Annotated in this window: 18 protein-coding genes and 1 tRNA gene; 1 reads left to right on the top strand and 18 read right to left on the bottom strand. The window is 71.5% G+C overall.

The window, feature by feature from the left end; all coding sequences use genetic code 11:
• Nucleotides 1–612 precede the first annotated feature (612 nt).
• A tRNA-Asn gene (locus tag ABZU91_RS23740) sits at nt 613–685 on the bottom strand.
• 296 nt (nt 686–981) lie between these two features.
• On the opposite strand from ABZU91_RS23740, the gene ABZU91_RS23735 reads away from it, so the two are divergent.
• On the top strand, nt 982–1,380 hold the full coding sequence (locus tag ABZU91_RS23735; RefSeq protein WP_355244314.1) for a hypothetical protein: 399 nt from the start codon (nt 982–984) through the stop codon (nt 1,378–1,380).
• A 125-nt stretch (nt 1,381–1,505) separates the two neighbouring features.
• On the opposite strand, the gene ABZU91_RS23730 is transcribed toward ABZU91_RS23735, so the two are convergent.
• The 17 genes from ABZU91_RS23730 to ABZU91_RS23650 all read right to left on the bottom strand — a co-directional run bounded on the left by ABZU91_RS23730 (nt 1,506) and on the right by ABZU91_RS23650 (nt 24,030).
• Nucleotides 1,506–2,513, bottom strand: a complete 1,008-nt coding sequence (locus tag ABZU91_RS23730) for a sugar phosphate isomerase/epimerase family protein (RefSeq protein ID WP_355244312.1) — start codon at nt 2,511–2,513, stop codon at nt 1,506–1,508.
• A gap of 212 nt (nt 2,514–2,725) precedes the next feature.
• Nucleotides 2,726–3,220 carry an ATP-binding protein gene (locus ABZU91_RS23725; RefSeq protein ID WP_355244309.1) on the bottom strand — a complete coding sequence of 165 codons (495 nt, stop codon included), beginning with the start codon at nt 3,218–3,220 and terminating at the stop codon, nt 2,726–2,728.
• Between the two features lie 169 nt (nt 3,221–3,389).
• Nucleotides 3,390–5,504: a ThuA domain-containing protein gene (locus ABZU91_RS23720; RefSeq protein ID WP_355244306.1), complete on the bottom strand. Its 2,115-nt coding sequence runs from the start codon at nt 5,502–5,504 to the stop codon at nt 3,390–3,392.
• A gap of 61 nt (nt 5,505–5,565) precedes the next feature.
• On the bottom strand, nt 5,566–8,421 hold the full coding sequence (locus tag ABZU91_RS23715) for a PQQ-dependent sugar dehydrogenase (RefSeq protein WP_355244303.1): 2,856 nt from the start codon (nt 8,419–8,421) through the stop codon (nt 5,566–5,568).
• A 216-nt stretch (nt 8,422–8,637) separates the two neighbouring features.
• Nucleotides 8,638–9,705 carry a polyprenyl synthetase family protein gene (locus ABZU91_RS23710; protein WP_355244300.1) on the bottom strand — a complete coding sequence of 356 codons (1,068 nt, stop codon included), beginning with the start codon at nt 9,703–9,705 and terminating at the stop codon, nt 8,638–8,640.
• A complete protein-coding gene (locus ABZU91_RS23705; protein ID WP_355244297.1) occupies nt 9,702–11,117 on the bottom strand; it encodes a nucleotide pyrophosphatase/phosphodiesterase family protein in 1,416 nt (471 codons plus the stop codon). The genes ABZU91_RS23710 and ABZU91_RS23705 overlap by 4 nt, the downstream gene beginning before the upstream one ends.
• Nucleotides 11,114–12,313 (bottom strand): metabolite traffic protein EboE, encoded by a 1,200-nt coding sequence (gene eboE, locus ABZU91_RS23700; protein WP_355244294.1) that lies wholly within the window; start codon nt 12,311–12,313, stop codon nt 11,114–11,116. Before eboE ends, ABZU91_RS23705 begins: the two co-directional genes overlap by 4 nt.
• A complete protein-coding gene (locus ABZU91_RS23695; protein WP_355244291.1) occupies nt 12,313–13,170 on the bottom strand; it encodes a TatD family hydrolase in 858 nt (285 codons plus the stop codon). The genes eboE and ABZU91_RS23695 overlap by 1 nt, the downstream gene beginning before the upstream one ends.
• The gene (locus ABZU91_RS23690) at nt 13,171–13,779 is read right to left on the bottom strand and encodes an EboA domain-containing protein (protein WP_355244288.1); all 609 of its coding nucleotides are present in this window, start codon (nt 13,777–13,779) and stop codon (nt 13,171–13,173) included.
• 132 nt (nt 13,780–13,911) lie between these two features.
• On the bottom strand, nt 13,912–14,949 hold the full coding sequence (locus ABZU91_RS23685; RefSeq protein ID WP_355244285.1) for a sugar phosphate isomerase/epimerase family protein: 1,038 nt from the start codon (nt 14,947–14,949) through the stop codon (nt 13,912–13,914).
• Complete coding sequence (locus ABZU91_RS23680) at nt 14,946–15,911, bottom strand: SCO3242 family prenyltransferase (RefSeq protein WP_355244282.1); 966 nt, start codon at nt 15,909–15,911, stop codon at nt 14,946–14,948. The genes ABZU91_RS23685 and ABZU91_RS23680 overlap by 4 nt, the downstream gene beginning before the upstream one ends.
• Nucleotides 15,895–17,061, bottom strand: coding sequence for an inositol-3-phosphate synthase (locus ABZU91_RS23675; protein ID WP_355244279.1), 1,167 nt, complete (start codon nt 17,059–17,061; stop codon nt 15,895–15,897). The genes ABZU91_RS23680 and ABZU91_RS23675 overlap by 17 nt, the downstream gene beginning before the upstream one ends.
• A gap of 651 nt (nt 17,062–17,712) precedes the next feature.
• Nucleotides 17,713–18,936 carry a Gfo/Idh/MocA family oxidoreductase gene (locus ABZU91_RS23670; RefSeq protein ID WP_355244277.1) on the bottom strand — a complete coding sequence of 408 codons (1,224 nt, stop codon included), beginning with the start codon at nt 18,934–18,936 and terminating at the stop codon, nt 17,713–17,715.
• 21 nt (nt 18,937–18,957) lie between these two features.
• Nucleotides 18,958–20,010 carry a substrate-binding domain-containing protein gene (locus ABZU91_RS23665; protein WP_355244274.1) on the bottom strand — a complete coding sequence of 351 codons (1,053 nt, stop codon included), beginning with the start codon at nt 20,008–20,010 and terminating at the stop codon, nt 18,958–18,960.
• 98 nt (nt 20,011–20,108) lie between these two features.
• Nucleotides 20,109–21,236 (bottom strand): ABC transporter permease, encoded by a 1,128-nt coding sequence (locus ABZU91_RS23660; protein WP_355244271.1) that lies wholly within the window; start codon nt 21,234–21,236, stop codon nt 20,109–20,111.
• Nucleotides 21,233–22,777, bottom strand: coding sequence for a sugar ABC transporter ATP-binding protein (locus ABZU91_RS23655; protein ID WP_355244329.1), 1,545 nt, complete (start codon nt 22,775–22,777; stop codon nt 21,233–21,235). Before ABZU91_RS23655 ends, ABZU91_RS23660 begins: the two co-directional genes overlap by 4 nt.
• 74 nt (nt 22,778–22,851) lie before the next feature.
• Complete coding sequence (locus ABZU91_RS23650; protein WP_355244268.1) at nt 22,852–24,030, bottom strand: ROK family protein; 1,179 nt, start codon at nt 24,028–24,030, stop codon at nt 22,852–22,854.
• Nucleotides 24,031–24,164: the final 134 nt, after the last annotated feature.

Raw genomic sequence — 24,164 nt, 5'->3', positions numbered from 1 at the left:
TCGTGCTCAACTGTGCTGGTGGCCCGCGCCCCGCGCCCCGCGCCCCGCGCCCCGCGCCCCGCGCCCCGCGCCCCGCGCCAAGATCCTCACAACTTCACCGATGTTGCTGCCTCAGACGCGCCGGAAGCAGCAACATCCCTGATGTTGCGCGGATCTTGGGCGGCAAGATCGCGCTACATCCTGGATGTAGTGGCGTCCCGCGTTGTCGAGGCCACTACATCCAGGATCGAGCACGATCTTGCGGGGCACGGCACGGCGCGGCACGGCACGGCGGGGCGGGGCGGCGCGGCACGGCAGGGCGGCGCGGCACGGCAGGGCGGCGCGGCACGGCGGGGCGGGGCGGGGCGGCCGAAGCAGACCGCGCGGGGCGGGGTGGACTCGGCACGGCGCGGCACGCACGACCGGCAGGTCGCGGCGGGGCAGGGCAGCTGGGGTCGAGCCGGCCGGCCGGAGCAAGGCGGGCCGGGGCAGCGCGGGGCAGCCGGAGCGAGGCGGGGCCGGGGCAGCGCGGGGCAGCCGGAGCGAGGCGGGGCCGGGGCAGCCCGGGCCGGAGCGAGGAGAGGATATGGGAATGCCCGTCGGCGGGTGGCCGACGGGCATTGGGTGGAGAAGCTCCCCCGATTGGACTCGAACCAATAACCTGCCGGTTAACAGCCGGCTGCTCTGCCAATTGAGCTACAGGGGATCGTGCACCGCTCGGATAACCGGATCTCGCCGGCACCGTGCGACGGGGACAAGAGTACAGGACATCCCCCGCTGGCGGTCCAGTGGGTTGCACCCGCATCTGCCTTGATCCAGTTTCGCAGGTCAGGATTACGCCGCGAATCGCAATCGGGGCAAATCGCCATCCGGGCACAAGCAGGCTTGAGCGGGGAGCAGGATGGGTAGTTAGCTGCGGACAGAGGACGCAGGCGCGAATTGGTCGTGCCCGACGGGGCAACCCGATGGGGCGACGGCGCGTCAGGTACGGAAGGAGCCGCCATGCGCGGAAAGATCATGTTTCTTGGCGGGCTGGCTGCGGGATTCGTCCTGGGCGCCCGTGCCGGCCGGGAGAAGTACGAAGAGCTCGTGGTCCGGGGCCGCAAGGTGCTCGACCACCCGACCGTGCAGGAGGCGGCCGGGGTCGCGCAGGCCCAGGCCAACCGGCTCTACAGCGAGGGCAAGGACAAGCTCGGCCAGACCAAGCTCGGCGAGAAGCTGGGTAACGGCAGCACCGGCAACCAGGAGCTGACCGCCGCCGACGACGCGTTCGCCGGCACGCCCGCCACGGTGGGCGCCAAGGCGGGCTCCAGCTCGGTCGGCACGACCTCCGGGTCGCCGTCGGCCACCACCCCCCGCACCAAGCCGTCCGGCTCGGGCACCAACGCAAGCACGCTCTGACCCACCCGCACGTCGACGGGCCGGCCGCCGCGAGGCGACCGGCCCGTGTTGTGTGCAGATCATGGTCCGGACGCACCGAGCCGTGGCCCGGCCCGGTGGTCGTCGGGCCGGGCGCGGGGGCTCGGTCAGTCCTTGCTGCTGAACGCCGCGTCGAAGGCGGCGCTCGGCGCGTCGAAGGCGAGCCGGCGGACGAACTGCAGCGCCTCCGGGGCACCCAGCAGGCGGTCCATTCCGGCGTCCTCCCACTCGACGGAGATCGGGCCGGTGTAGCCGATCGCGTTCAACGCCCGGAAGCAGTCCTCCCACGGGACGTCGCCGTGGCCGGTGGAGACGAAGTCCCAGCCGCGGCGCAGGTCGGCCCAGGGCAGGTGCGAGGCGAGCCGGCCGCGTCGGCCGTCGCCGGTACGCACCTTCGCGTCCTTGCAGTCGACGTGGTAGATCCGGTCGGCGAAGTCGAAGATGAAGTTCACCGGGTCCAGCTCCTGCCAGACGAAGTGCGACGGGTCCCAGTTCAGCCCGAACGCGGGCCGGTTGCCGATCGCCTCCAGCGTCCGCTTCGTCGTCCAGTAGTCGTACGCGATCTCGCTGGGGTGCACCTCGTGCGCGAACCGCACCCCCACCTCGTCGAACACGTCGAGGATCGGGTTCCACCGGTCGGCGAAGTCCTGGTAGCCGCGCTCGATCATCGACGGCGGCACGGGCGGGAACATCGCCAGGGTGTGCCAGATCGACGAGCCGGTGAAGCCGACGACGGTGTTCACCCCGAGCTTCGCGGCCGCCCGCGCGGTGTCCTTGATCTCCTCGGCGGCCCGCTGGCGGACGCCCTCGGGTTCCCCGTCGCCCCAGATGCGGCCGGGCAGGATGTCCTGGTGCCGCTCGTCGATCGGGTGGTCGCAGACCGCCTGACCGACCAGGTGGTTGGAGATCGTGAAGACCTGGAGGTTGTGCTTCGCGAGGGTCTCCTTCTTACGCTCGACGTACGAGTCGTCGGCGAGCGCCTTGTCGACCTCGAAGTGGTCGCCCCAGCAGGCGATCTCCAGACCGTCGTAGCCCCACTCGGAGGCGAGCCGGCAGACCTCCTCGAACGGAAGGTCGGCCCACTGGCCGGTGAAGAGCGTGATGGGTCGCGCCATTGTCCTTCTCCCCTGATGTGATGGGGATTCCGTTGTGCGGACCGGGGCGAGGGTGACCGGTCAGATCGGTACGCGGGACCGAGGCGGATCGCCGGTGGGTGCCGAGCGCACCTGAGCCCGGCGGGTTGCGCCTCCCACCGGGTCACCGGCCACCGTCACGGTCGCCGCCCCCACCCTATTTCCGTCGAGCCCATCGCGAAAGCCCTGGGGTGTCAGCCGACCGCTTCTTCGGGTGCGGGCAGGAACGCCCGGACGGTGAAACCGCCGTCGGGGTTCGGGCCGGCGTTCAGGGTGCCGCCGACCCGCTCGACGCGGCGGCGGACCGCCGGCAGACCGCCACCGGCACGCGCAGCGCCTTCCACAGGTGGCCCGCCGTCGTCGCGTACCTCGATGGTGATGCCCTGGTCGTCGTAGCGCAGGCGGACCGCGACGGCCGCGCCCGGCGCGTGCCGGCACGCGTCGGTCAGGGCCTCTTCGATGATCCGGTACGCCGCCACGTCCACCGCCTCGGGCAGCGGCCGGGGCGCCCCTCCCAGGCTCCAGCGCACTGGCTGACCTGCGACGAAGCCCTCCACCAGAGCGTCGAGGCGGTTCAGGCTGGGTGGCGGGCCGGTCAACGGGTCGGGCTCGTCGACCTGGCGCAGCGCGTCGTGCAGCCGGCGCCCCTGCGCCTCGACGACCTGGCGCCATCGCGCGTAACGCCCCATGCCGGTCAAGGTACTCCCAGCCGGCCGGGTGTCAGCCTGCCGCATCGGCACAACCGGCATGACGCCGTCGGCGCGGCGGCGGTGAGGTACCGCCGCGCCGACAGCGTCATCGGATGGTTCGCCGGGGCCGTCGGTCACGTCCGACGACCCCGGCGAGTGCTGCGCTCGATCAGGGCAGGGTCCACTTCTGGTTGGCCGCGCCGTTGCAGGTCCAGAGGTGGACGATCGTGCTGTCCGCCGAGTTGTTGCCGGAGACGTCGAGGCACTTGCTCGTGGCCGCGTTGCGCAGGCTGCCGTCGGACTGGGCCGCCCAGTTCTGCGCGCCGGTGCCGTTGCAGGTCCAGAGCTGGATCTTGGTGCCGTCGGCGGTGGCGCTGCCGGACACGTCGAGGCACTTGCCGAGCGCCTTGACCGTCGAGTTCGGCGTCACGGTCCAGGTCTGCGCCGTACTGCCGTTGCAGGTGTAGATCTGGATCTGGGTGCCGTCGGCCGTGGCGCCGCTGCGGACGTCCAGGCACTTGCCGGCGAGGCCCTTGACTGGGCCGACCCCGTTGGTACCGCCGGTCCCCCTGTTCAGGGTGAAGTCGTCCACGTCGAAGAGCCCGGTGCCGCTGCCGTTGAACGTCAGGTACAGGTTCTGGGTGCCGGACGGGACGTTGGACAGCGCGGCCGTGACGTTGGCGTACGTGCTCCAACCGCCGGTGTTCGGCACCGTGACCGTGCCCAGCAACGGCCCGGTGGCGGAGCCGGTACGGACTCCGATGGTGCCGCCCGTGCCACCCGAGACGACCCGGGAGGTGAACGAGGTGACGCCGGTCAGGTCCACGCCGTTGTACGCGGCCCAGTCGCCCGGCTCGATGTAGCCGAGGGTCTGACCGCCGTTGGCGCCCGCCTTGGTGAACGCGCTGACGCCGTTGGCCGAGCTGAACGCCTCGGCCTGGATCGTGGTGTTGCCGGTCGGCGGGTTGCTGCCGCCCAGCTCCTTGATCCGGATGTTGCGGAAGTAGGCGTCGTCACCCGTACCGTGGTTCTGGATGCCGATGTGGCCGGCCAGCGACCGTACCGGATCGGTGTTGGTGAAGTCGTTGATCTTCACGCCGTTGAGAAAGATCTGTAGGCGCTCACCCTCGACCAGCAGCTCGTAGGTGTTCCACTCCCCTGGCGCGTTGAGCGCCGCGTCGCGGGCCGCGAGGTCCGCGGACTTGAAGGTGTAGACCGATCCGGTGGTACGGTCCGCCGCGTCGGTGGCGTCGATCTGGATCTCGTAGCCGTTGTCCACGGCCGACCACGGGTCGCTCGACGGCGGGAAGCCGATGAAGATGCCCGAGTTGTCGTCGCCGGCCAGCTTCCAGTCCAGCTTCAGCGAGTAGTTCGTGAACTGCTTCGCGCTGTACCAGTACAGGCCCATGCCGCCCACCGAGGTGAGGGTGGCGTCGGAGTTGGTGAAGTTGCCCGGACCGGCCTGCGACCAGCCGGTGGTCGAGCCGTTGTAGAGCGGCGTGTAGCCGGTCTCCGGCCGGCAGTCGGCCTTGCTGCGGCCGGCCGCGTACCGGATGCCGCCGAGCAGGTGGTTACGGAAGGCCGGCTCGGCGTACGACGCCTGGGTGTGCCCGCTGCCGGTGTAGAAGGACCGGCCACCGCTGTAGCTCTTGCACCAGGAGTGCGGGTGGTCGGCGCCCATCCCGCCACCGGAGTACGACGACTCGTCGAGCGTGGCGAGCACGTGTGCGGTGGACCGGGCGTTGGTGCGGTAGTTGTACCACTCGTCGGTGCGGGTCCAGGTCTGCGGCAGGTGGCCGGTCGCCGCGTGCCCCCGGTCCTCGACCTTGACGTTGGCCTGCTGGATGGCCGGGTGCGAGGCGAACCACGCGCCGACCAGGTTGCCGTAGAACGGCCAGTCGTACTCGGTGTCGGCGGCGGCGTGCACGCCCACGTATCCGCCGCCCGAGCCGATGTACGACTCGAAGGCGGTCTGCTGGGTGGCGTTGAGCACGTCGCCGGTGGTGTTGAGGAAGACGACCGCCTCGTACTGGGCGAGGTTGCCGGTGGTGAACGCGGCGGCGTCCTCGGTGGCGGTGACGGTGAAGCTGTTCGCGGCGCCCAGGTCACGGATGGTCTGGATGCCGACCGGGATCGCGTCGTGCCGGAAGCCGGCGGTCTTGGAGAAGACCAGCACGTCGTACGGGGCGTCGGCGGCGCTGGCCGGGGTGGCCGGGGTCGTGCAGGCGATGACGGCGAGGACGGCGGCGCTCGCGCCGAGGACGTTTCGCAGGAGTCTGCGCATGTCGCTCTCCTTCGGGACGGTGGGGAGGGGCTCCCGTGCGGCGGGAGCCCCTCCGCTCAGCTCAGGGCAGGGTCCACTTTTGGTTCGCGGCGGCGGTGCAGGTCCAGAGGTCCACCACGGTGCTGTCCGCGGAGTTGCTTCCGGACACGTTCAGGCACTTGCCGGACGCGACGTTGCGCAGCGTTCCGTCGGCCTGCGCGGCCCAGTTCTGCGCCCCGGTGCCGTTGCAGGTGTAGAGCTGGATCTTGGTGCCGTCGGCGGTGCCGGCACCGGAGACGTCCAGACACTTACCCAACGACTTGATGGTGGAGTTCGGCGTGACCGCCCAGGTCTGCGCCGCGCTGCCGTTGCAGGTGTAGATCTGGATCTGCGTGCCGTCCGCGGTGGCGGCGTTCCGCACGTCCAGGCACTTCCCGCCCAGACCCTTGATCGGACCGGTCCCGCCGGTGGGGGCCGAGCCGGTGGTGAAGGTGAAAGCGTCCAGGTCGTACAGCGCGCCGGTGCCCGTACCCGCGAAGGTCAGGTAGAGCGTGGTGGTGCCGGTCGGCGGGTTGGCGATCGCCCCCGTGACGGTGGTGAAGGTTTCCCAGCCGCCGGTCACCGGGACCGTGGCCGAGCCGAGCACCGTGCCGGTGGCCGAGCCGGCCCGCACCTGGAGGGTGCCACCGGAGCCTGCCGACGAGACCCGGGCGGTGAACGAGGTGACGTTGCCCAACCGGTACGGCTGGAACGCGATCCAGTCGCCGTTGTTGATGTCGCCGACGGTCTTACCGCCCTCGGCCGGGGTCTTGCTGAACACGTTGACACCGGACGAGCTGCCGAAGAACTCGGCCTGGCGGTGGCGCGGCGGCAGGGTGTGCTGCGTGTGCGTGGTCAGACCACCGGCGTCGGTGTACTCGGCGTCGAAGATGGCGAAGATGTTCGCGGCGTCGTCGTGCTCCCCGTCGACCGGGATCGTGATCGAGCCGGAGCAGCCGGTCTTCGAGGTGATCTGGTGCCCGTGCTGGTCGTGGCCGAGCACGTAGGTCATCTTGACCTTGGTGCAGTCGACGGTGCCGTCCTCGGGGTCGGTCACGGTGATGCTGTACGGCACCGTGTCACCGAAGCTGAAAAGCTGCCCGTTGCCGGGGTTGTTGATGGTCACCGTGGGCGCGGTGTTGCCGACGTTGATCTGCACGCTGGCGCTGCCGGTGGCGCCCTGCGGGTCTCGTACGGTCAGCGTCGCCGTGTAGGTGCCGTTGGTGCTGTAGGTCTTCGTCGGGTTCGCCGCCGTGGAGGTGGTGCCGTCGCCGAAGTTCCACGAGTAGGTCAACGCCCCACCCTCGGGGTCGGACGAGCCGGCCGAGGAGAACGTCACCGCCAGTGGGGCCGCGCCGGACGTCTTGTTGGCGCTCGCGGCGGCGTTGGGCGCCCGGTTGCCGCCGGCGACGTAGTCGAAGCGGTAGAGCGCCGAGTTGACGTCGCCGTTGAAGTAGCCGGTGCCGTAGTCGAGCACGTAGTAGGCGCCGTCCGGGCCGAAGGCCGAGTCCATCACCTGCTTGCCGACCCACGGGAAGGTGTCGATGGTGCCCCGGGAGCCGTCGGAGTTGACGTGGATGGGCTTGATCCAGCCCCGGCCGAACTCGGTGGCGAAGAACTGCCCGTCGAACGACTGCGGGAACTTGGTGGTGGAGGTCGACGAGGCGTTGTACCGGTAGACCGGGCCGCCCATCGGCGACTCGGAGCCGCCGCCGAACTCGGTCGGGGTGCCGGCGTCGCCGGCGTACCGGATCCAGGCCGGCTGGGCCGGCGGCAGGGTGGTCAGGCCGGTGTTGCGGAACGAGTTGTTGGTCGGCCCGCCGGTGCAGTTGTACTTCGCCCCGCTGGCGTTGGTGGCGAAGTCCCACTCGTTGTACGTCTCGGTGCTGGTGTTGGTGCCGGTGCAGTACGGCCAGCCGTAGTTGCCCGGCGCCGCGACCCGGTTGAACTCCACCTGACCGGACGGCCCACGGGTGGAGCTGGTGGAGCCGGCGTCCGGCCCGTAGTCACCGACGTAGACGACCCCGGTGCCCTTGTCCACGCTGATCCGGAACGGGTTCCGGAACCCCATCGCGTAGATCTCGGGTCGGGTCTTGGCCGTGCCGGGCGCGAACAGGTTGCCCGACGGGATGGAGTACGTCCCGTTGGTGTTCACCTTGATCCGCAGGATCTTGCCCCGCAGGTCGTTGGTGTTGCCGGCGCTGCGCTGCGCGTCGTACGCCGGGTTGCGGTTGGTCCGCTCGTCCAGGGGCGAGTAGCCGGCCGACTCGAACGGGTTGGTGTCGTCGCCGGTGGACAGGTAGAGGTTGCCGGCGGCGTCGAAGTCGATGTCACCGCCGACGTGGCAGCACAGGCCGCGATCGGCTGGTACGTCGAGGACGTCGACCTTGCTGGCCTGGTTGACGGTGAAGTCGCTGTTGAGGGTGAACCGGGAGAGGCGGTTCACTCCCTGCCAGGCCGAGAAGTCGGTGCCGGTAGCGGGCGCGTCACCCGCGGGGGTGGACAGCGGGGGCGCGTAGTAGAGGAAGATCTGCCGGTTGCTGGCGAAGTTCGGGTCGACGCCGACGCCCTGCAGCCCCTCCTCGTCGTGGTTGTAGACCGACAGGGTGCCGATCACCGAGGTGGTGCCGTTCGCGTCGGTGCGGCGCAGGGTGCCGTTGCGGGCGGTGTGCAGGACCGAGCGGTCCGGCAGGACGGCCAGCGACATCGGCTCGCCCATGTCGGAGACCCCGCGGGCGAGTTCGACCTGCTGGAAGTCGGTGGCGTTGATCGTGTGCGCCTGGGCCGGTGTCGCGCTGGCGGTGAGGGTGACCGTGCCGGCCGCGGCCACGAGGAGCAGGGCCGATCCGGCGGAGAACCATCGTCGGGACCGTGGAGTGGGTCTGTCCTTCATGGACATGTGTGCTGTCCCTTCCTGACGGGTAGCCAGGGCGGGGCGCGCGCCGTCGCGCCGGATGCCGTAGCGGGTGGTGGGGTCGATGGGTTACCGCGCCGCCGGTTCACCTCGACGAAACATTGTCGTGTTGGCCCCGACACTAAATTGCGCGTGTCGATGTGTCCATACCTTCCGGTCGCCCGGCACGAACTTTCGTCGATCTGACCGAAAGTCGGCGGGTCAGGCGCGCCGGTCGATGGCCTGCGCGGCCAACGCGACGAGCGCGCTCCGGGCCTCCTCGCCCACCGCCGCGCTCCGCAACGCGGTCAACGCCGCCTCGGTGCGTACCCGGATCATCTGTTCGATCCGCTCGCGGGCGCCGGTGGCCTGGATGATCTCGCGCAGGTCACCGGCGCCGTCGGCGTCCAACGTGGGGTTGCCGAACAGTTCCTTCAGCCGCGCGGTCTGCGACCGGTCCGCGGCGCTGCGGGCCAGCGCCATCATCACCGTGGGCTTGCCCTCGCGCAGGTCGTCCAGGATCGACTTGCCGGTGACCGCCGGATCACCGAACACACCCAACACGTCGTCACGGAGCTGGAACGCGTCCCCCAACGGATCGCCGAACTCGCCGAGAGCCGCGATCAGCTCCGGTCCCGCGCCGGCCAGCGCCGCGCCGATCTGCAACGGTCGGGTGACCGTGTACCGGGCCGCCTTCATCCGTATCACGGTGAGGGCGCTGGCCACCGAACCGTCGCCCACCCCGGAGACCAGGTCCAGGTACTCCCCCGCGATCACCTCGGTACGCATCAACGCGAACACGGCGTAGCCCCGGTGCACCTGCTCGGTCTGCAACCCGCACTCGTGGAACATCTGATCCGACCAGGCCGCGCAGAGATCGCCACAGAGCAGCGCGGTGTTGCGCCCGTACGCCTCGGGGTCGCCGCGCCACGACGAACGGGCGTGCAGGTCGGCGAAGAGGCGGTGCACCGACGGCTCACCCCGGCGGCGGTCACTGCCGTCCAGGATGTCGTCGTGGATCAGCGCGAACGCGTGGAACAGTTCCAACGCCGCCGCGGCCACCACGATCGGGGTGCCGTCGGCCGCCCCGGCGCCACGCCAGCCCCAGTAGCAGAACAGCGGACGCAGCCGCTTCCCACCGGCCAGCACGAATCGTTGCAGCGCGGTGAACACGCCACGCGGCGCGCCGTCGGGCCAGTCCGGGCCCTGCCGGTCGAGGAACGCGGCCAGCTCCGCGTCGAAGCGCGCCCGCAGACCGTTGGTGTCGGTGGGCGCGACGGTGACGGTCACGTCCGATCTCCCGGACCCTGCGCACCGGCGGCGCTTAACCCGGCCAGTTCCAGTAACAGCCCCTTGACCTCGGTGGCCGCGATCCGGTCCCGGGCGGCGGACGGGTCGGAGCAGAGCAGCACCGGGGCGTCCGCCGGGTCGCTGGGCAGCCGCCCGTGCGAACCACGGATGGCCCGGGCGCCGGCGTCCAGTCCGACGGCGCTCATCAGGTAGCGCATGCCGAGCTTCTTGCGGGCCAGCGCCACGCCGGCACGAGCCTTGGCGGCACCGGGATTGGCCGGGTCGAAGAACAGCTCGGCCGGGTCGTACCCCGGCTTGCGGTGGATCTCCACCAGCCGGGCGAAGTCGGGCGCGTTGGCGTCGTCGAGCCAGTAGTAGTAGGTGAACCAGGAGTCCGGCTCGGCCACCAGCACCAGCTCACCGGCGCGCGGATGGTCCAGCCCGGCCGCGGCCTTGCCGTCGGCGTCGAGCACCTCGGCCACGCCGGGCAGCCCCGCGCAGAGCTTCGCCACCGCCGGCACGTCGGCCGGGTCCTTGACGTAGACGTGCGCGACCTGGTGGTCGGCGACGGCGAACGCCTTGGACGTCCACGGGTCGAGGTACTCCATGCCGGCCTGGGTGTGCACCCGCAGCAGCCCCTCGGCGCGCAGCAGCCGGTTGACGTCGACCGGCCGGGACACATCGGTGATGCCGTACTCGGAGAGCACCACCACCGTCGCGTCGCGGGCCCGGGCGGCGTCCAGCAGTGGGCCGAGGACGGCGTCCAGCTCGGCGGCGGCGGCAGCGGCCTCGGCCGACGAGGGACCGAAGCGTTGCAGGTCGTAGTCCAGGTGCGGGACGTAGACCAGGGTCAGGTCGGGCGACACGTCGGCCAGGATCTGCTCGGCGGCCTGGCAGATCCACTTCGACGACGGCAGCCCGGCGGTCGGCCCCCAGTAGGTGAACAGCGGGAACGTGCCCAGCCGCCCGGTGAGCGCGTCGTGCAGCTCCGGCGGGTCGGTGTAGCAGTCCGGCTCCTTGCGGCCGTCGGCGTAGTAGACCGGGCGGGGCGTGACGGTCCAGTTGACGTCCGCGCCCATGGCGTACCACCAGCAGACGTTGGCCACGGTGTAGCCCGGCTCGGCCCGTCGGGCCGCGTGCCACAGCTTGTCCCCGCCGACCAGCGCGTTGTGCTGCCGCCACAGCAGCACCTCGCCCAGCTCCCGGAAGTACCACCCGTTGCCGACGATGCCGTGCCCGCTGGGCTGCTCGCCGGTGAGGAAGGTGGACTGCACCGAGCAGGTCACCGCGGGCAGCACCGTACCCAGCTCGGCCCGGAAGCCACCGTCGGCGACGCCGCGCAGTCGAGGCATGTGCTTCAGCAGTCGCGGGGTCAACCCCACCACGTCGAGGACCACCAGTCGCCGGCTCATCGCGTCACCCCCATGCTCACGTTTTGGTTGGTGGTCAGCCCGAGGCCGACCAGTTCGTCGCGGGCGAAGGCCAGCTCGGCGGCGATGCCGGCGGCCAGCTCCGCGTCGGTGCCGGGCCGCCGGGCGGCCGGCAGAACACCCCAGGTGTACGTCTCGACGTCGAGGTGGTCGCAACCGGCGACCGGCCCGTCGAAGAGCGCTCTCAGGGCTGCGCGGAGAACCGGCAGGGTCGAACCGAGCGGCTCCTCGGGCGGGGCGTGCAGTGGCACGTGGTAGTGCACCCGCCACGGGCCGGGAAGCTTACGGTCCAGCGCCTCGTCGAGGTCGTCGGCGGCGTACGCCGCGTCGGCCGGGTCGGCCAGGTGCGCGCACCCGGCGCCGCGGGTCTGGTGCAGGAAGCGCGGCTCCACCCAGCGGCGCAGCGCGTCGGCTCCACCGGCCGGGTCGGCAGCCTCGACGGCGGCGGAGACCTGCACCTTCACCACCGGCAGCCCGGCGGCCCGCAGTCGGTCCAGCGCCGCGGCCGGCTCCTCCCAGGCACACGCCAGGTGTGCGAGGTCGAGACAGACGCCGAGCCGGTCGGTGTCCATGCCGGACAGCAGCGCGGCGGCCTGCCCGGTGCTCTCCACCACGCAGCCGGGCTCCGGCTCGAACGCCACCCGCACCTCGCGGCCGGTGTCGCGCTGCATTGCGGCCAGACCGGCGGCGAGCTGGTCGAGCCGCCGCCGTGCGGCGTCGGCCATGTCGCTGTCCCACGGCTGCCGCCAGGCCAGCGGCAGGGTGGAGATCGACCCCCGGGCCGCGTCGTCGGGCAGCAGGTCCGCGAGCACCCGAGCCAGATCCAGGGTGTACGTCAACCGCTGCTCGGTGGTCCAGTCCGGGTGGTACACGTCCTGCTTGACCACGGGAGCCTGGAAGGCCGCGTACGGGAAACCGTTGAGGGTGACCACCTCCAGACCCCGCGCGTCGAGTTCGGCGCGCAGCCGGCGGCGCAGCGTCGGGTCGGCGGCCAGTTCGGCGGCGACCGGGGCGGCCAGCCACAGGCCCAGCCCGAGCAGATCGCTGCCGAGCGACTGACGCACCGGCACCGCGTAGGTGTCCAGTTGGGCGAGGATGCCGGCCAGGTCCTCGGCGGGGTGCACGTTGGTGCAGTAGCCGAGGTGGACGGTCTCGCCGCCGGCATGTCGCAGCCGCATCAGCTGCCCCCGCGCAGGATCGAGTTGCCGGTCTGCGGGTCCACGGCGGCCGGGTCCTCCACGTCGCTGAGGTCGAGTCGCCCCGACTGCCCGTAGAACTCGACCGGGTTGCGCCACAGCACCTTGTCGACGTCGTCGTCGCCGAATCCGGCCTCCAGCATCGCCTCGCCGGTGGCCCGGGTCAGCAGCGGGTCGGAGCGCCCCCAGTCGGCGGCCGAGTTGACCAGCATCCGTTCCGTGCCGTACTCGCGCAGCAGCTCGACCATCCGCGACGGCGTCATCTTGGTGTCCGGGTAGATGGAGAAGCCGAGCCAGCAGCCGCTGTCCTTGACGAGCTTGACGGTCACCTCGTTGAGGTGGTCGACGACCACTCGGCCGGCGTCGATGCCGGATTCGGCGACCACGGCGAGGGTCCGCTCGCAGCCGCGCGCCTTGTCCCGGTGCGGGGTGTGCACCAGCGCCGGCAGGTCGTACGCCACGGCGAGGGCGAGCTGCGCCGCGAACGCCTCGTCCTCCTCGGGCGTCATCGAGTCGTAGCCGATCTCCCCGACCGCAACGACCGCGTCCTTGTCCAGGTAGCGCGGCAACAAGTCGAGCACCGGCCGGCAGCGCGGGTCGTTGGCTTCCTTGGGGTTCAGCGCGATCGTGGCGAAGTGGCGCACCCCGAACTGCCCGGCCCGGAACGGCTCCCAGCCGATCAGCGAGTCGAAGTAGTCGACGAACGACGCGGCGCTGGTACGCGGCTGCCCCAGCCAGAACGCCGGCTCGACCACCGCGCGTACGCCGGCGCCTGCCATCCGTTCGTAGTCGTCCGTGGTGCGCGAGGTCATGTGGATGTGAGGGTCGAAGATGCGCATTCACGCCTCCCGGGGCAGTGCGGCGGTGAGCCGGTGGAGCAGGTCGGTGGCGTCGGCGGGCAGGTCCCGGCCGGCGGCGTGCCGTTCGGCGGCGAGCGCGGCGAGCATCGCGGCCAGCTCGCCGTCGGCCCGAGCGTCCAGGTCGGCCACCGCGGCGAGGGGAACCCCGCTGAACACGCACTTGAGCACCGCCTGCCGCCACGCGGCCGCGTCGAGGTGCCGGGCGTACGGGCCGAGCGCGGCAGCGACCAGCCGGGTGTCGTTGGTCCGGATCGCGTCGTGCAGCAGAGGAACCGCCTCGGGGCCGATCGGCAGCAGCGGCAGGGCCCGCAACACGGCCCGCCGTTCGGCGGCGTCGCCGTGCTGGTAGAGGCTCTCGGCGTACGCGGCGTGCTCGCCGGGCAGGCTGGCCAGCAGCAGCACCCGGGCCGCGTCGTCGGCCGTCCAGCCGGGTGCGTCGGGCAGCGCGCCGCGACCGCAGCGCCGCCCGGCGGAGGGGAAGAGCCGGGTGATCGCGGTGGGCTCGGCCGCGACCCGGCGCAGCGCCGTGTCCAGCCAGTCGGGATCGGGTACGCCTCGCAGCGCGGCCCGCAGTGAATCCGGTGTCATCCCGTCTCCTCCCCTTGCACTGCTGTGCTGCTGAACTGCCGTGCGTGCCGTGCTGCCCTCAGTGCCGTGCTGCTGGGCCGGCCGGCTGCTGCGCGGCGCGGCGGGCACCCCAGGCACGTCCTTTGCTCTGCTTCACTCCAGGAGACGGCCGGTGTTCGAATATCGGACGGTCGCTGTTTCCTCCGTTGAAGCAGAGCAAAGGACGTCAGCGGGGACCTCGCCCCCGGTGGGCCGGGCACCGACCGTCGCGGCGGCCCGCAGGAACTCGATCGACCGGGCGGCCACGGCGGGCGCGGCGTGCGAGTCGCGGGGTAGTTCCACCGCGACCAGGCCGCGGTAGCCGGTGTCCGCCAGAGCGGCCAGCACCGGTGGGAAGTCGATCTCGCCGGTGCCGAACTCCAGGTGCTCGTGCACACCCCGGCGCATGTCGTCGATCTGCACATTGACCAGGTGCTCGGCCACCTCGGCGACGCACTGCGGCACCGGCCACGGCTCCAGGCACCGGCAGTGTCCGATGTCGAGGGTGATGCCGAGGCGGGTCGGTCCGCCGAGCGCCGCGTGCAGTCGACGCCAGTCGGCGATGTCCTGCACCAGCATCCCCGGCTCCGGTTCGAAGCCGAGGGTCACGCCCGCGCTGTCGGCGGCGTCGACAACTGTGGCGCAGCCGGCCACGAGCCGGTCCCACGCGCACTGCGGCGACACCGTGTCCGGCCGGACACCGGCCCAGAAGGAGACCGCCTCCGCGCCCAGGTCGGCACCGATCCGCACCGCCCGGCGCAGGAACTCGATCCGCCGGGTGGGGTCGTCGTGCAGCAGCGTCGGAGCGTGCTTGTGCCAGGGGTCGAGCAGGTAGCGGGCCCCGGTCTCGATCACCACCCCGAGACCCAGCTCGGACAACCGTCGACCGACCGCGGCGATCCGGCGGGTGAGCCCGGGCGCGAACGGGTCCAGGTGATCGTGGTCCAGGGTGAGCGCCACCCCGTCGTAGCCGAGGTCGGCGATGACGGCGAGCGCGTCGTCGAGCCGGTGGTTGGCGAAGCCGTTCGTGCCGTACCCGAGGCGCAGCGTCGCCGCGTCGGCCACCGGTGAGCCGGCCTGCGCGGTCGGGGCCTGCGGGGTCGGGGCCTGCGCGGCTGCGGGCTGGGCAGGTCGCGGTTGCGGCACCGTCATGTCGGTGAGACCTTCCGGGCCAGCCGGCGGCCCAGCGGCGCGGCCGCCGCGACGGCGAGCCCGAGAAGGCCCGCGCCGCCACGGGCGGTGAGCGCTCCCTGGAGGGCGGGCAGGCCGGTGATCCCGGCCCCGACCGCGGCGCGGACCTTTCCGGCCGAGGGATCACGGACCACCTGGGCCTGGGCCGCGCCGTAGCGGGCGGCGTACCACCCAGCCAGCACCGCGGGCAGCGCGGCGGCCATCCCGGTCGACCAGGCTCGGCCCGTACCCACGGCGGCCCGTCCGTCGGCCCCGGCCGGCCCGGCTCCGACATCGGCAGCGCAGCGAATGTCCGTGTCGGCGGTCCGACGTGCGCCGGGTACGGCGACGGCGGCGCTCGCGGCGACCATGGCGGTGCCGGCCAGCGTCCGCATCGGCAGGGTGGCGTCCGCGCCGCTGACCTCACGACGGGACAGTGCGGTGACCGTCCAGGTGTGGGCCGCGACGGTGGCCGCCGAGGGCAGCGCCCGCACCAGCCGGCCGTCGGATGCGCCCAGCAGCACGTCCAGCCCTCGGCAGGCGGCCATCACGGCGGGACCGGCGGCGGTGTTCTTGGCCAGCAGGTCGTACCCCCAGATGCTGGCGGCCAGCGGCACCGCGAGCGCGGCGGCGCGGCGACCGCCCACGACGGCGGCCAGGCCCACGCCGGCGGCGGTGAGGCCGGCGGCGAGACCCAGCGCGGCGGTCGGGGTGATCCGGCCGCTCGGGATCGGCCGTTCGGGGCGTTCGACGGCGTCGAGCCGCCGGTCGGCCCAGTCGTTGGCGGCCATGCCGGCCCAGTAGAGCAGGACCGACGCGCCCGCGAGGGCGGGGGTACGCGGACCGAGCGCGCCGGCCGCCGCCGCCCCGGCCACGACGTCACCGGGGACCGAGAGCGCGGCCGGCGCCCGGACCAGCTCGGCCAGGTCAGCCAGCGTTGTCATGGTCACCGTCCCGGCCGGCGTGCAGTCGCTGCGTGAAGTCGGTCAGCCGGGCCCACTGCTCGGCCAGCGAGTGGGTTGGCGTGCCGAGCGGGTCCTTGAAGAAGAAACCCAGGTCGGCCAGCGGTCCGACGAGCCCGGCGGCGTGCGCGGCAGCGGTGAGCCGGGCCAGGTCGAGCACGAGCGGCGCGGCCAGCGCCGAATCGCAGCCGTGCCAGGTGAACTCCATCCGCATACCGGTACCGAGGAAACCGGCGAAGGTGATCAGATCCCAGGCGGTTTTGAAGTCGCCCAGTTCCTCGACGTACTCGATGCGGGTGTTGCCCTGCGGGACGTAGCCCAGCGTCTCACCGAGCACGCGCTGCTTGCTCTGCACCTTCGCCGCGTTGGCGGCCGGGTCGGCGAGGGTTGCGCCGTCGCCGCCACCGAGCAGGTTCATCCCGGACCAGGAGCGTACGGCGAGGTTGCGCATCGCGAACATCGGCGCGAGCACCGACTTGACCAGGGTCTCGCCGGTCTTGCCGTCGTGCCCGGCGTACGGCAGGTGGCGCTCCTCGGCCAACGCGGCCAGCGCCGGCAGCCGCAGTCCGGTGGACGGCGTGAAGTCGACGTAGGGGCAGTCGGCGAGCAGGGCGGCGTACGCGTACAGGGAGCTGGGTGGCAGCACCTCGTCCGGACCGTCGAGGGCGGCGCGCAGCGCGGCCGGGTCGGCGTGCCCCGGGTGCGGTCGAGGCGCGGCCTCGGTGGCGGACACGTTGACCACCACCACGCGGTCCAGCCGATGGCGCGTGCGGAAGGCGGTGAGGTCGTCCACGACTGTCGCGACCCGGTCGGCCTGGGTGGCGCCGACCGGGGCCGGGCGCAGGTCCTGCTCGACGGCTGCCAGCTCGTCGCGGAGCGCGGCCACCAGGCGGCCGGGTATCACACCGGTGTCGGCGAGCGCCTCCGCCCGCTTGCTCAACGGCGTGGTGGCCACGTCGTGCCCACCGAAGACCAGGTCCGCGAAGGGCGGCAGGGCGGGGCCGCGCAGGTCCGGTAGTTCGGTGACGCAGCCGGTCGGCCCGGCCAGGCCGGCTCGCAGCGCGAGCCCCCCGACGATGCTGGTGGTCGCGACGGAACCCCGCGCTCCTACCAGCCAGACACCTGTTCGCATGGTGCTCCTTCCCCATTCACGAGGAACCGTCGGTACCGCTAAATATAGGAATATCAGAATATGTTTCGGAAAGATACGGCCCGGTTTCGGAAAAGTTTCGGACCAGGTGGATGGGGCCCCGCCCGCCCGACCCGTACCGGTGGGACACCGGTTCCGGCGTCGGCGTCGGCGGCGACGACGACGGGCCGGCTCCCGGCACGGGTACGGGCAGACGGGGCTGGTAGGCAGGGTCGGTCGGCGTCTCGACCCTGCCTCCCCCGCATCCGCCGGTCGGGGCGTTGGCATGCCCCGACCGGACGTCTCAGGTTGCCGCGCCCACCGGATCGTCGACCGACGTACGGTCCGCCGGAGAGCGGCGGACGCCAGTGGCGCGGGTGGGGGCAGCGGCGGGCGATGTCATCGGGACCTCCGAATCGCCAGGGGGGGGTGGTGGCGGTCCTCCGGTGCGGCCGGGGAATCCCGGTCCGGTCGCACCGGACGACCGTCCTGCTCGTGCGCCACCGGGCCCGAAAGGGCCCGGCTGCACACTCTCCGGAGCCGACCTCGTCCCGGCCGCGGGGCGCAAACCGCGGCCGGTCCCTCGCCGGTCGGCTCCGGAAAGCCGGTCGGGCGACGGCGGTGCGAGCACCGCCGTCGCGGATGGTCAGGGGGTCAGACGGCGACCACGGTCAGCGCCGGTTCCACGTCGGTCCACGAGGAGCCGGTCTCCGCCGAGCGGGTGACCGCGTCCAGCACGAGCTGGACCTGCAACGCGTCGGCGAACGAGGGCGCCGGGTCGGTGCCGGTGGCGATCGCCTCGATGAGATCGCGCATCTGGTGGGTGAAGGAGTGCTCGTAGCCGATGATGTGGCCCGGCGGCCACCACGCCGACATGTACGGGTGGTCGCCCTCGGTCACCAGGATTCGACTGAAGCCCTGCTCCAGCGTCGGCCGGGTGGCGTCGTAGAACTCCAACTCGTTGAGGCGCTCCAGGTCGAAGACCACGCTGCCCAGCGAGCCGTTGATCTCGACACGCAGGGCGTTCTTGCGACCGGTGGCGAAACGGCTCGCCTCGTACGTGGCGAGGGCGCCGCCGTCGAGCCGGGCCACGAAGACCGCGGCGTCGTCGACGGTGACCGCGCCGGTGGCCGGACCGTTGCCGTCGGCCGATTTGCCGTCGACAGAGGCCGCCAACCCGCTCGACTCGGCCGGCAACGGCCGCTCCTTGACGAACGTCTCGGTGATCGCGCTGACGCCGGTGATCTGCTGGCCGACGACGAACTGCGTCAGGTCGATGATGTGCGCACCGATGTCACCGAGCGCGCCGGAGCCCGCCCTGTCCTTCTGCAACCGCCAGACCAGCGGGAACTGCGGGTCCACGATCCAGTCCTGCAGGTACGTCGCTCGGACGTGTCGTATCACCCCGAGTCGTCCGTCGGCGACCATCTGGCGCATCATCGTGACCGCGGGGACCCGGCGGTAGTTGAACCCGCACATCGACCGCACCCCGGCGGCGCGGGCGGTGTCCGCCGCAGCGGTCATCGCCCGTGCCTCGGCCACCGTGTTGGCCAGCGGCTTCTCGCACAGGACGTGCTTGCCGGCGGCCAACGCGGCGAGGGCGATCTCGGCGTGACTGTCGCCCGGGGTGCAGACATCGACCACGTCGATGTCGTCCCGGTTGACCAGGTCGCGCCAGTCCGTCGTGTACGCGTCCCAGCCGAGCCGGTCAGCGGCGTCGGACACCGCTGTGGTGTCCCGGCCGCAGATCAGCGCCATTCGGGCCCGCGCCGGCAGGTCGTACACGCGGTTCACGGTGCGCCACGCCTGTGAGTGCGCGGCGCCCATGAACGCGTAACCGACCATGCCGATCCGCAGTTCTCTGTCTGTCGTGGACAAGGTGGGTCTCCCCCCGGTATGTCAGAACCCGAGCTTGTCGTAGCTGCTCGCGTTCTCCTTGGTGATCGTCTCGGAGGCGAGGGTCACTTCCTTGGGCACCTGCAGCTCCGTCAGGTCGCCCAGGCCCCGACCCTGCGCGATGAGCCGCGCGAGCGAGATCGCCGAGGACGCCATCGACGGGTTGTAGGTGACCGTCGCCTTGAGCACCGAGTTGTCGGCCTTGATCGCGTCGATCGCGAGCTTGGAGCCCGCGCCGCCGACCATGAAGAACTCGGACCGGTTGGCCTGCTTGACGGCCGCGAGCACACCGATGCCCTGGTCGTCGTCGTGGTTCCAGATCGCGTCGATCTTCGGCAGCGCCTGGAGCAGCTGGGCCGCCTCGCGCTGGCCGCTGTCCGAGGTGAACTCGGCCGAGCGCCGGTTGCTCACCTTGAACCCGTACGTCGCCAGCGCGGCCTTGAAGCCCTCGCTGCGCTCGACCGTCAGCGGGATCTCCAGACCGGCGATCTCACCGATGACCGGGTTGGCGACACCCTTGTCCTTGAGCTGCTTGCCGATGTAGTGCCCGGCGGAGACGCCCATGCCGTAGTTGTCGCCCTTGATCACCAGCCGTGAGGCCAGCGCGTCGGGGAACGCCCGGTCGAGGTTGACGATCGGGATACCGGCCTGCATGGCCTGGAGGGCAACGGCGTTGACCTCCTTGCCATCGTGCGGCAGCACGACGATGATGTCCGGCTTCTGGGCGATCAGGGTGCCGAGCGTGGAGCGCTGGGCCTCCGAGTTCGAGCCGCCGTCGACCTCCTTGAACTCCACGTCCGAGTACGCGGCGGCCTGGGCCTTGGCGTTGGCGTGGATGGCGCCCATCCAGCCGTGGTCGGCGGCGGGGGCGGAGAAGCCGATGACGACCTTCTTGCCCGGAGCGTTGTTGCCCTCGGCGTTTCCGGCGGCCTTGGTCTGGGTGCTGGCGGCCGGGGTCTCGTTACTGGTGCAGGCGGTCAGCAGGGTGGCGGCGCCGACCGCTGCGCCACCGAAGAGCAACCGGCGGCGCGACAGGTCGCGACTGTTCTGGGTCATGAACGACCTCCTGGGAGCGGGATTTCATCTGGGTGAGGGTGTGCGAGGTCCGGCCACCGTCGAAGATCTCGACGTCGCCAGGACAACGGTGCGGTGCGTCAGGTTGCGGTGGTGACCCTGTTCCGCGCGAGGAGCCGAGTGACGGACTTGAACTTGAACTGCTGGATCAGGACGGCGCCGACGATGATGCCGCCCTTGACCATGTTCTGGGCCTCGATGGAGAGGCCGTTGATGGCGAAGAGGTTCGTGATCGTGGCGAAGATGATGACGCCGAGCAGCGAGCCGACGATCGTGCCCCGGCCACCGCTGAGCAGCGTCCCGCCGATGATCGCGGCGGCGATCGCGTCCAACTCGTACAGGTTGGCCATCGCCGCCTGCGCCGAGGTGGCCTGCGAGGTGAGCATGATGGCGGCGATGCCGCAGCACAGACCGGAGAGCGCGTAGAGCAGCATCGTGTGCCGGCGGACGTTGATGCCGGCCAGTCGGGCGGCCTCCGGGTTACCGCCGACGGCGATGGTCCGCCGGCCGAAGGTCGTCCGGTTGAGCAGGACCCATCCGGCCAACACCACCGCGCCGAGGATGTAGACCAGGATCGGAATTCCGATGACCTTGCGGGCGGCGATGTCGTTGATGAAGGTGCTGCTCGACACCTGGGTCTGCTTGTTGGAGATCGACGCCGCCAGGCCGCGCGCGGCCACCAGCATCGCGAGGGTCGCGATGAAGGGCACCAACCTGCCGTACGAGATGAGGACGCCGTTGACCAGGCCGACGCAGATGCCGACCGCGAGGGCCGCGAAGATCATGCCGCCGGCGCCGTAGCTCTGGGTGGCCACCGTGGTGCACCAGACCCCGGCCAGCGCGACGATCGCTCCAACCGAGAGGTCGATGCCACCGCCGATGATCACGAAGGTCATGCCGACCGTGACCACGCCGACGACCGAGGCGAGTTGAAGGATCGCCAGGACGTTGTTCCAGACCCAGTTCGGGTCGCCGTACAGCTCGGGCTTGGTGATCGCGCCGACCACGATGAGCGCGGCCAGCACGCCGATCAGGCCGAGGTTGCGCTTCGCGCCGTCGCCGCCGTCGCCCCGCCACCAGGAGAGTTTGCCGGTGGATACCGCTTTATCGCTGGCCACCGCCGTCTCCGCCGGGTCCACCGGCGGCGACTGCGCCGGAAGCTGCGGGCGCTCCGGTGTCGCGGTGGGTGTGGGAGTCGCGTCGCTCATGCCGGTGCGCCTTCCATCAAGGACCCCGCCATCACGAGGTCAAGCACAGTGTTCTCGTCGAGTTCGCCGGCCGCGGCTTCGCGGACGACCCGCCCTTCCCGCATCACCAGCACCCGGTCGGCCAGGCCGAGCACCTCGGGCACCTCGCTGGAGACCAGCAGCACGCCGACGCCCTGCGCGGCCAGTGAGCGGATGACCTGGTACAGCTCAGCCCGGGCGCCCACGTCCACACCTCGGGTGGGCTCGTCGAGGAGCAGGAGCTTGGTGCCACCGAGCAGCCACCGGCCGACCACCACCTTCTGCTGGTTGCCGCCGGAGAGGGTGCGTACCGGCCGGTCGACGTCCCGGGGCCGCAGCTCCAGGGTCTCGGCGATCCGGTCGGCCTCGGCGCGTTCGGCCGCAGCGTTGGTGAAGCCCAGCCGCGCGTACCGGCCGAAGGTGGCGAGCGTGACGTTGCGGTAGATCGGCTCACCGAGCAGCAGCGCCTGACTCTTGCGCTCCTCGGGGGCCATGCCCATGCCGGCCCGTACCGCCGCGCCGACGCCGGGGCGCAGCACCTTGCCGTCCATCCGCACCGTGCCGGCCTCGGCCAGCCGGGCGCCGTAGATCGTCTCCAGCAGTTCGGAGCGGCCGGAGCCGACCAGGCCGGCGATGCCGACGATCTCCCCGGCCCGGACGTTCAGCGAGACGTCGGCGAACTCGCCGGTGCGGGTCAGCCCCTCCACCTGGAGCAGGTTGGCGCCGGCGGTGTCGTCGGCCGGCCGGTCCGGGAAGACGTACTCGATGGTCCGGCCGGTCATCCGGCTGACCAGGTCGCGGGTCGGGGTGTCGCGCGCCGGCAGGTTCGCCGCCGTGGTCCGGCCGTCCTTGAGTACGGTGACCCGGTCGCCGATCTCGCGGATCTCCTCCATGCGGTGGGAGATGTAGATGACGGCAATGCCCTGGGCGGTCAGTTCGCGGATGATCCGGAACAGGTTGCCGACCTCGTCGTGGGCCAGCACCGCGCTCGGCTCGTCCATGATGATCAGTCGCGCCTCGTGCGACAGCGCCCGCGCCATGCTGACGATCTGCTTGCCTGCCGCCGGCAGGGAGCGGACCATCCGCCCGGGCGGGATCTCGCCGTGACCCAACCGGCTGAGGATCTGCCGCGTGTGTCGGGCCATCCGGCCGCGCCGAACGAAGCCGAGGCTGCGGTATTCGTGCCCGAGGAACGCGTTCTCCGCGACCGACAGGTCCTCGACGAGGTCGAGTTCCTGGTAGATGGTCGCGATGCCGGCCTTCATGGCGGCCTGCGGGTTGGTGAAGGTGGCCGGTTCGCCGCGCCACTCGACGAGCCCGGAGTCCGGCTGGTGCACCCCGGCCAACACCTTGATGAGGGTGGACTTGCCGGCGCCGTTCTGCCCCAGCAGGCAGTGCACCTCGCCGGCGCGGACCTCGAGCTGGACGCCGTCGAGGGCGCGTACGCCGGGGAAGGTCTTGACCACGTCGGTGAGGCGCAGGACGACCTCGCCCGCGACGGTGTCGGGGGGAGCTTCGACCAGCGGCGCGTCGGTGTCGGCGTCGGCCGACCCGGTGGTGGCGGTCTCGTCGGACAGGGCCACGGTCTCCTCCTCGCTCACGATGCTTCCCCGAAGGCGACGTCACTGGCGAGCACGGCCGCGCCGGCGACACCGGCCCGACCACCCAACTCGGACAGCACGACGGGCAGGTTGCCGGTGGCCAGGGGAAGCGACCGGCGGTAGACCACGCTGCGGATCTCGGCGAGCAGGATGTGCCCGAGCTGGGCCAGCCCGCCGCCGATCACGATCATCGACGGATTGGTGAAGCTGACCAGGCCGGCGAGCACGCCGCCGACCCGCCGTCCGCCGTCGCGGATGAGTTGGATGCAGGTCACGTCACCCTCGACGGCACCCTCGGCGACGTCCAGGGCGGTGACCACGCCGCGCAGGCTCATCCGCTCGGCCAGGGCCGGCGACACCCCGCTGCGGGCGGCGGCGGTCGCGTCCTTGGCCAGCGCGGCGCCGCTGAACAGCGCCTCCAGGCAGCCCGCGTTGCCGCACGAGCACATCGGGCCGTGCGCGTCGACCTGGATGTGGCCGATGTCCCCGGCGCAGCCGTCCGTGCCGCGGTAGACCTCGCCGGTGAGGTAGATGCCGCAGCCGATCCCGGTGCCGATCTTCACGAAGAGGAAGTCGTCCACCGAGTGGGCGACCCCGCCGTGGCGTTCCCCGATGGCCATGATGTTGACGTCGTTGTCGACGACCGCCGGGCAACCGTGCTCACGGCTGAGCAGCTCGCGCACGGGGAACCGGTCCCAGCCCGGCATGATCGGCGGCGACACCGGGACGCCGTCGCGGAAGCTGACCGGCCCGGGTACGCCGATGCCCACCGCGTCCAGCCGCTCGTACGCCCCGTCGACCCGGGCCTTGTGCAGCAGTTCGTTGACCCGTTGCAGGGTCACCTTCGGGCCGCTGCGGATGTCGGCGGCCTCGGCGTAGTGGGCCACCGGTTCGAGGCGGCCGTTGACCACCTCGACGTCCATCGAGCTGGCGCCCAGGTCGACGGCGGCGAAGCGCAGCTTCGGGTTCAGCTCGACGAGCGTCGAACGACGCCCGCCCCGGGAGGCGGCGAAACCGGCCTCGGCCACGTACCCCAGCGCGACCAGCCGGTCCAGCTCGGCCAGCAGGCGCGGGCGCGGCATCTGGAGCCGGTCACCCAGCTCGGCGCGGGACACGGCCCCCTCGTCGCGGAGCAACCGCAACAGTCGGACGTGCAGGGGGTCGACGGTCCGCACGCGGGGTTCACCTCTTCATCGGACTCGTTCACATCGACGCAACGCCGATGTGTTGTGTCCGACACAGTAGGAGCGTTCCTCGCCGCCTGTCCAGAGCTTCAACCGTTCCGTTCCCAACTTTTGTCCGAAGGAAC

The sequence above is a fragment of the Micromonospora sp. NPDC005174 genome, assembly GCF_040608495.1.
Lineage (GTDB): Bacteria > Actinomycetota > Actinomycetes > Mycobacteriales > Micromonosporaceae > Micromonospora.
Note: the sequence above shows the minus strand (reverse complement) of the source record. Positions and strands in the feature narration are given on the sequence as shown.

What these genes read in the sequence shown, in the direction of transcription:
- ABZU91_RS23735 (WP_355244314.1), top strand. Translation starts at nt 982, where the DNA reads ATGCGCGGAAAGATCATGTTTCTTGGCGGGCTGGCTGCGGGATTCGTC.
- ABZU91_RS23730 (WP_355244312.1), bottom strand. Translation starts at nt 2,513, where the DNA reads ATGGCGCGACCCATCACGCTCTTCACCGGCCAGTGGGCCGACCTTCCG.
- ABZU91_RS23725 (WP_355244309.1), bottom strand. Translation starts at nt 3,220, where the DNA reads ATGGGGCGTTACGCGCGATGGCGCCAGGTCGTCGAGGCGCAGGGGCGC.
- ABZU91_RS23720 (WP_355244306.1), bottom strand. Translation starts at nt 5,504, where the DNA reads ATGCGCAGACTCCTGCGAAACGTCCTCGGCGCGAGCGCCGCCGTCCTC.
- ABZU91_RS23715 (WP_355244303.1), bottom strand. Translation starts at nt 8,421, where the DNA reads ATGTCCATGAAGGACAGACCCACTCCACGGTCCCGACGATGGTTCTCC.
- ABZU91_RS23705 (WP_355244297.1), bottom strand. Translation starts at nt 11,117, where the DNA reads ATGAGCCGGCGACTGGTGGTCCTCGACGTGGTGGGGTTGACCCCGCGA.
- eboE (WP_355244294.1), bottom strand. Translation starts at nt 12,313, where the DNA reads ATGCGGCTGCGACATGCCGGCGGCGAGACCGTCCACCTCGGCTACTGC.
- ABZU91_RS23695 (WP_355244291.1), bottom strand. Translation starts at nt 13,170, where the DNA reads ATGCGCATCTTCGACCCTCACATCCACATGACCTCGCGCACCACGGAC.
- ABZU91_RS23690 (WP_355244288.1), bottom strand. Translation starts at nt 13,779, where the DNA reads ATGACACCGGATTCACTGCGGGCCGCGCTGCGAGGCGTACCCGATCCC.
- ABZU91_RS23685 (WP_355244285.1), bottom strand. Translation starts at nt 14,949, where the DNA reads ATGACGGTGCCGCAACCGCGACCTGCCCAGCCCGCAGCCGCGCAGGCC.
- ABZU91_RS23680 (WP_355244282.1), bottom strand. Translation starts at nt 15,911, where the DNA reads ATGACAACGCTGGCTGACCTGGCCGAGCTGGTCCGGGCGCCGGCCGCG.
- ABZU91_RS23675 (WP_355244279.1), bottom strand. Translation starts at nt 17,061, where the DNA reads ATGCGAACAGGTGTCTGGCTGGTAGGAGCGCGGGGTTCCGTCGCGACC.
- ABZU91_RS23665 (WP_355244274.1), bottom strand. Translation starts at nt 20,010, where the DNA reads ATGACCCAGAACAGTCGCGACCTGTCGCGCCGCCGGTTGCTCTTCGGT.
- ABZU91_RS23660 (WP_355244271.1), bottom strand. Translation starts at nt 21,236, where the DNA reads ATGAGCGACGCGACTCCCACACCCACCGCGACACCGGAGCGCCCGCAG.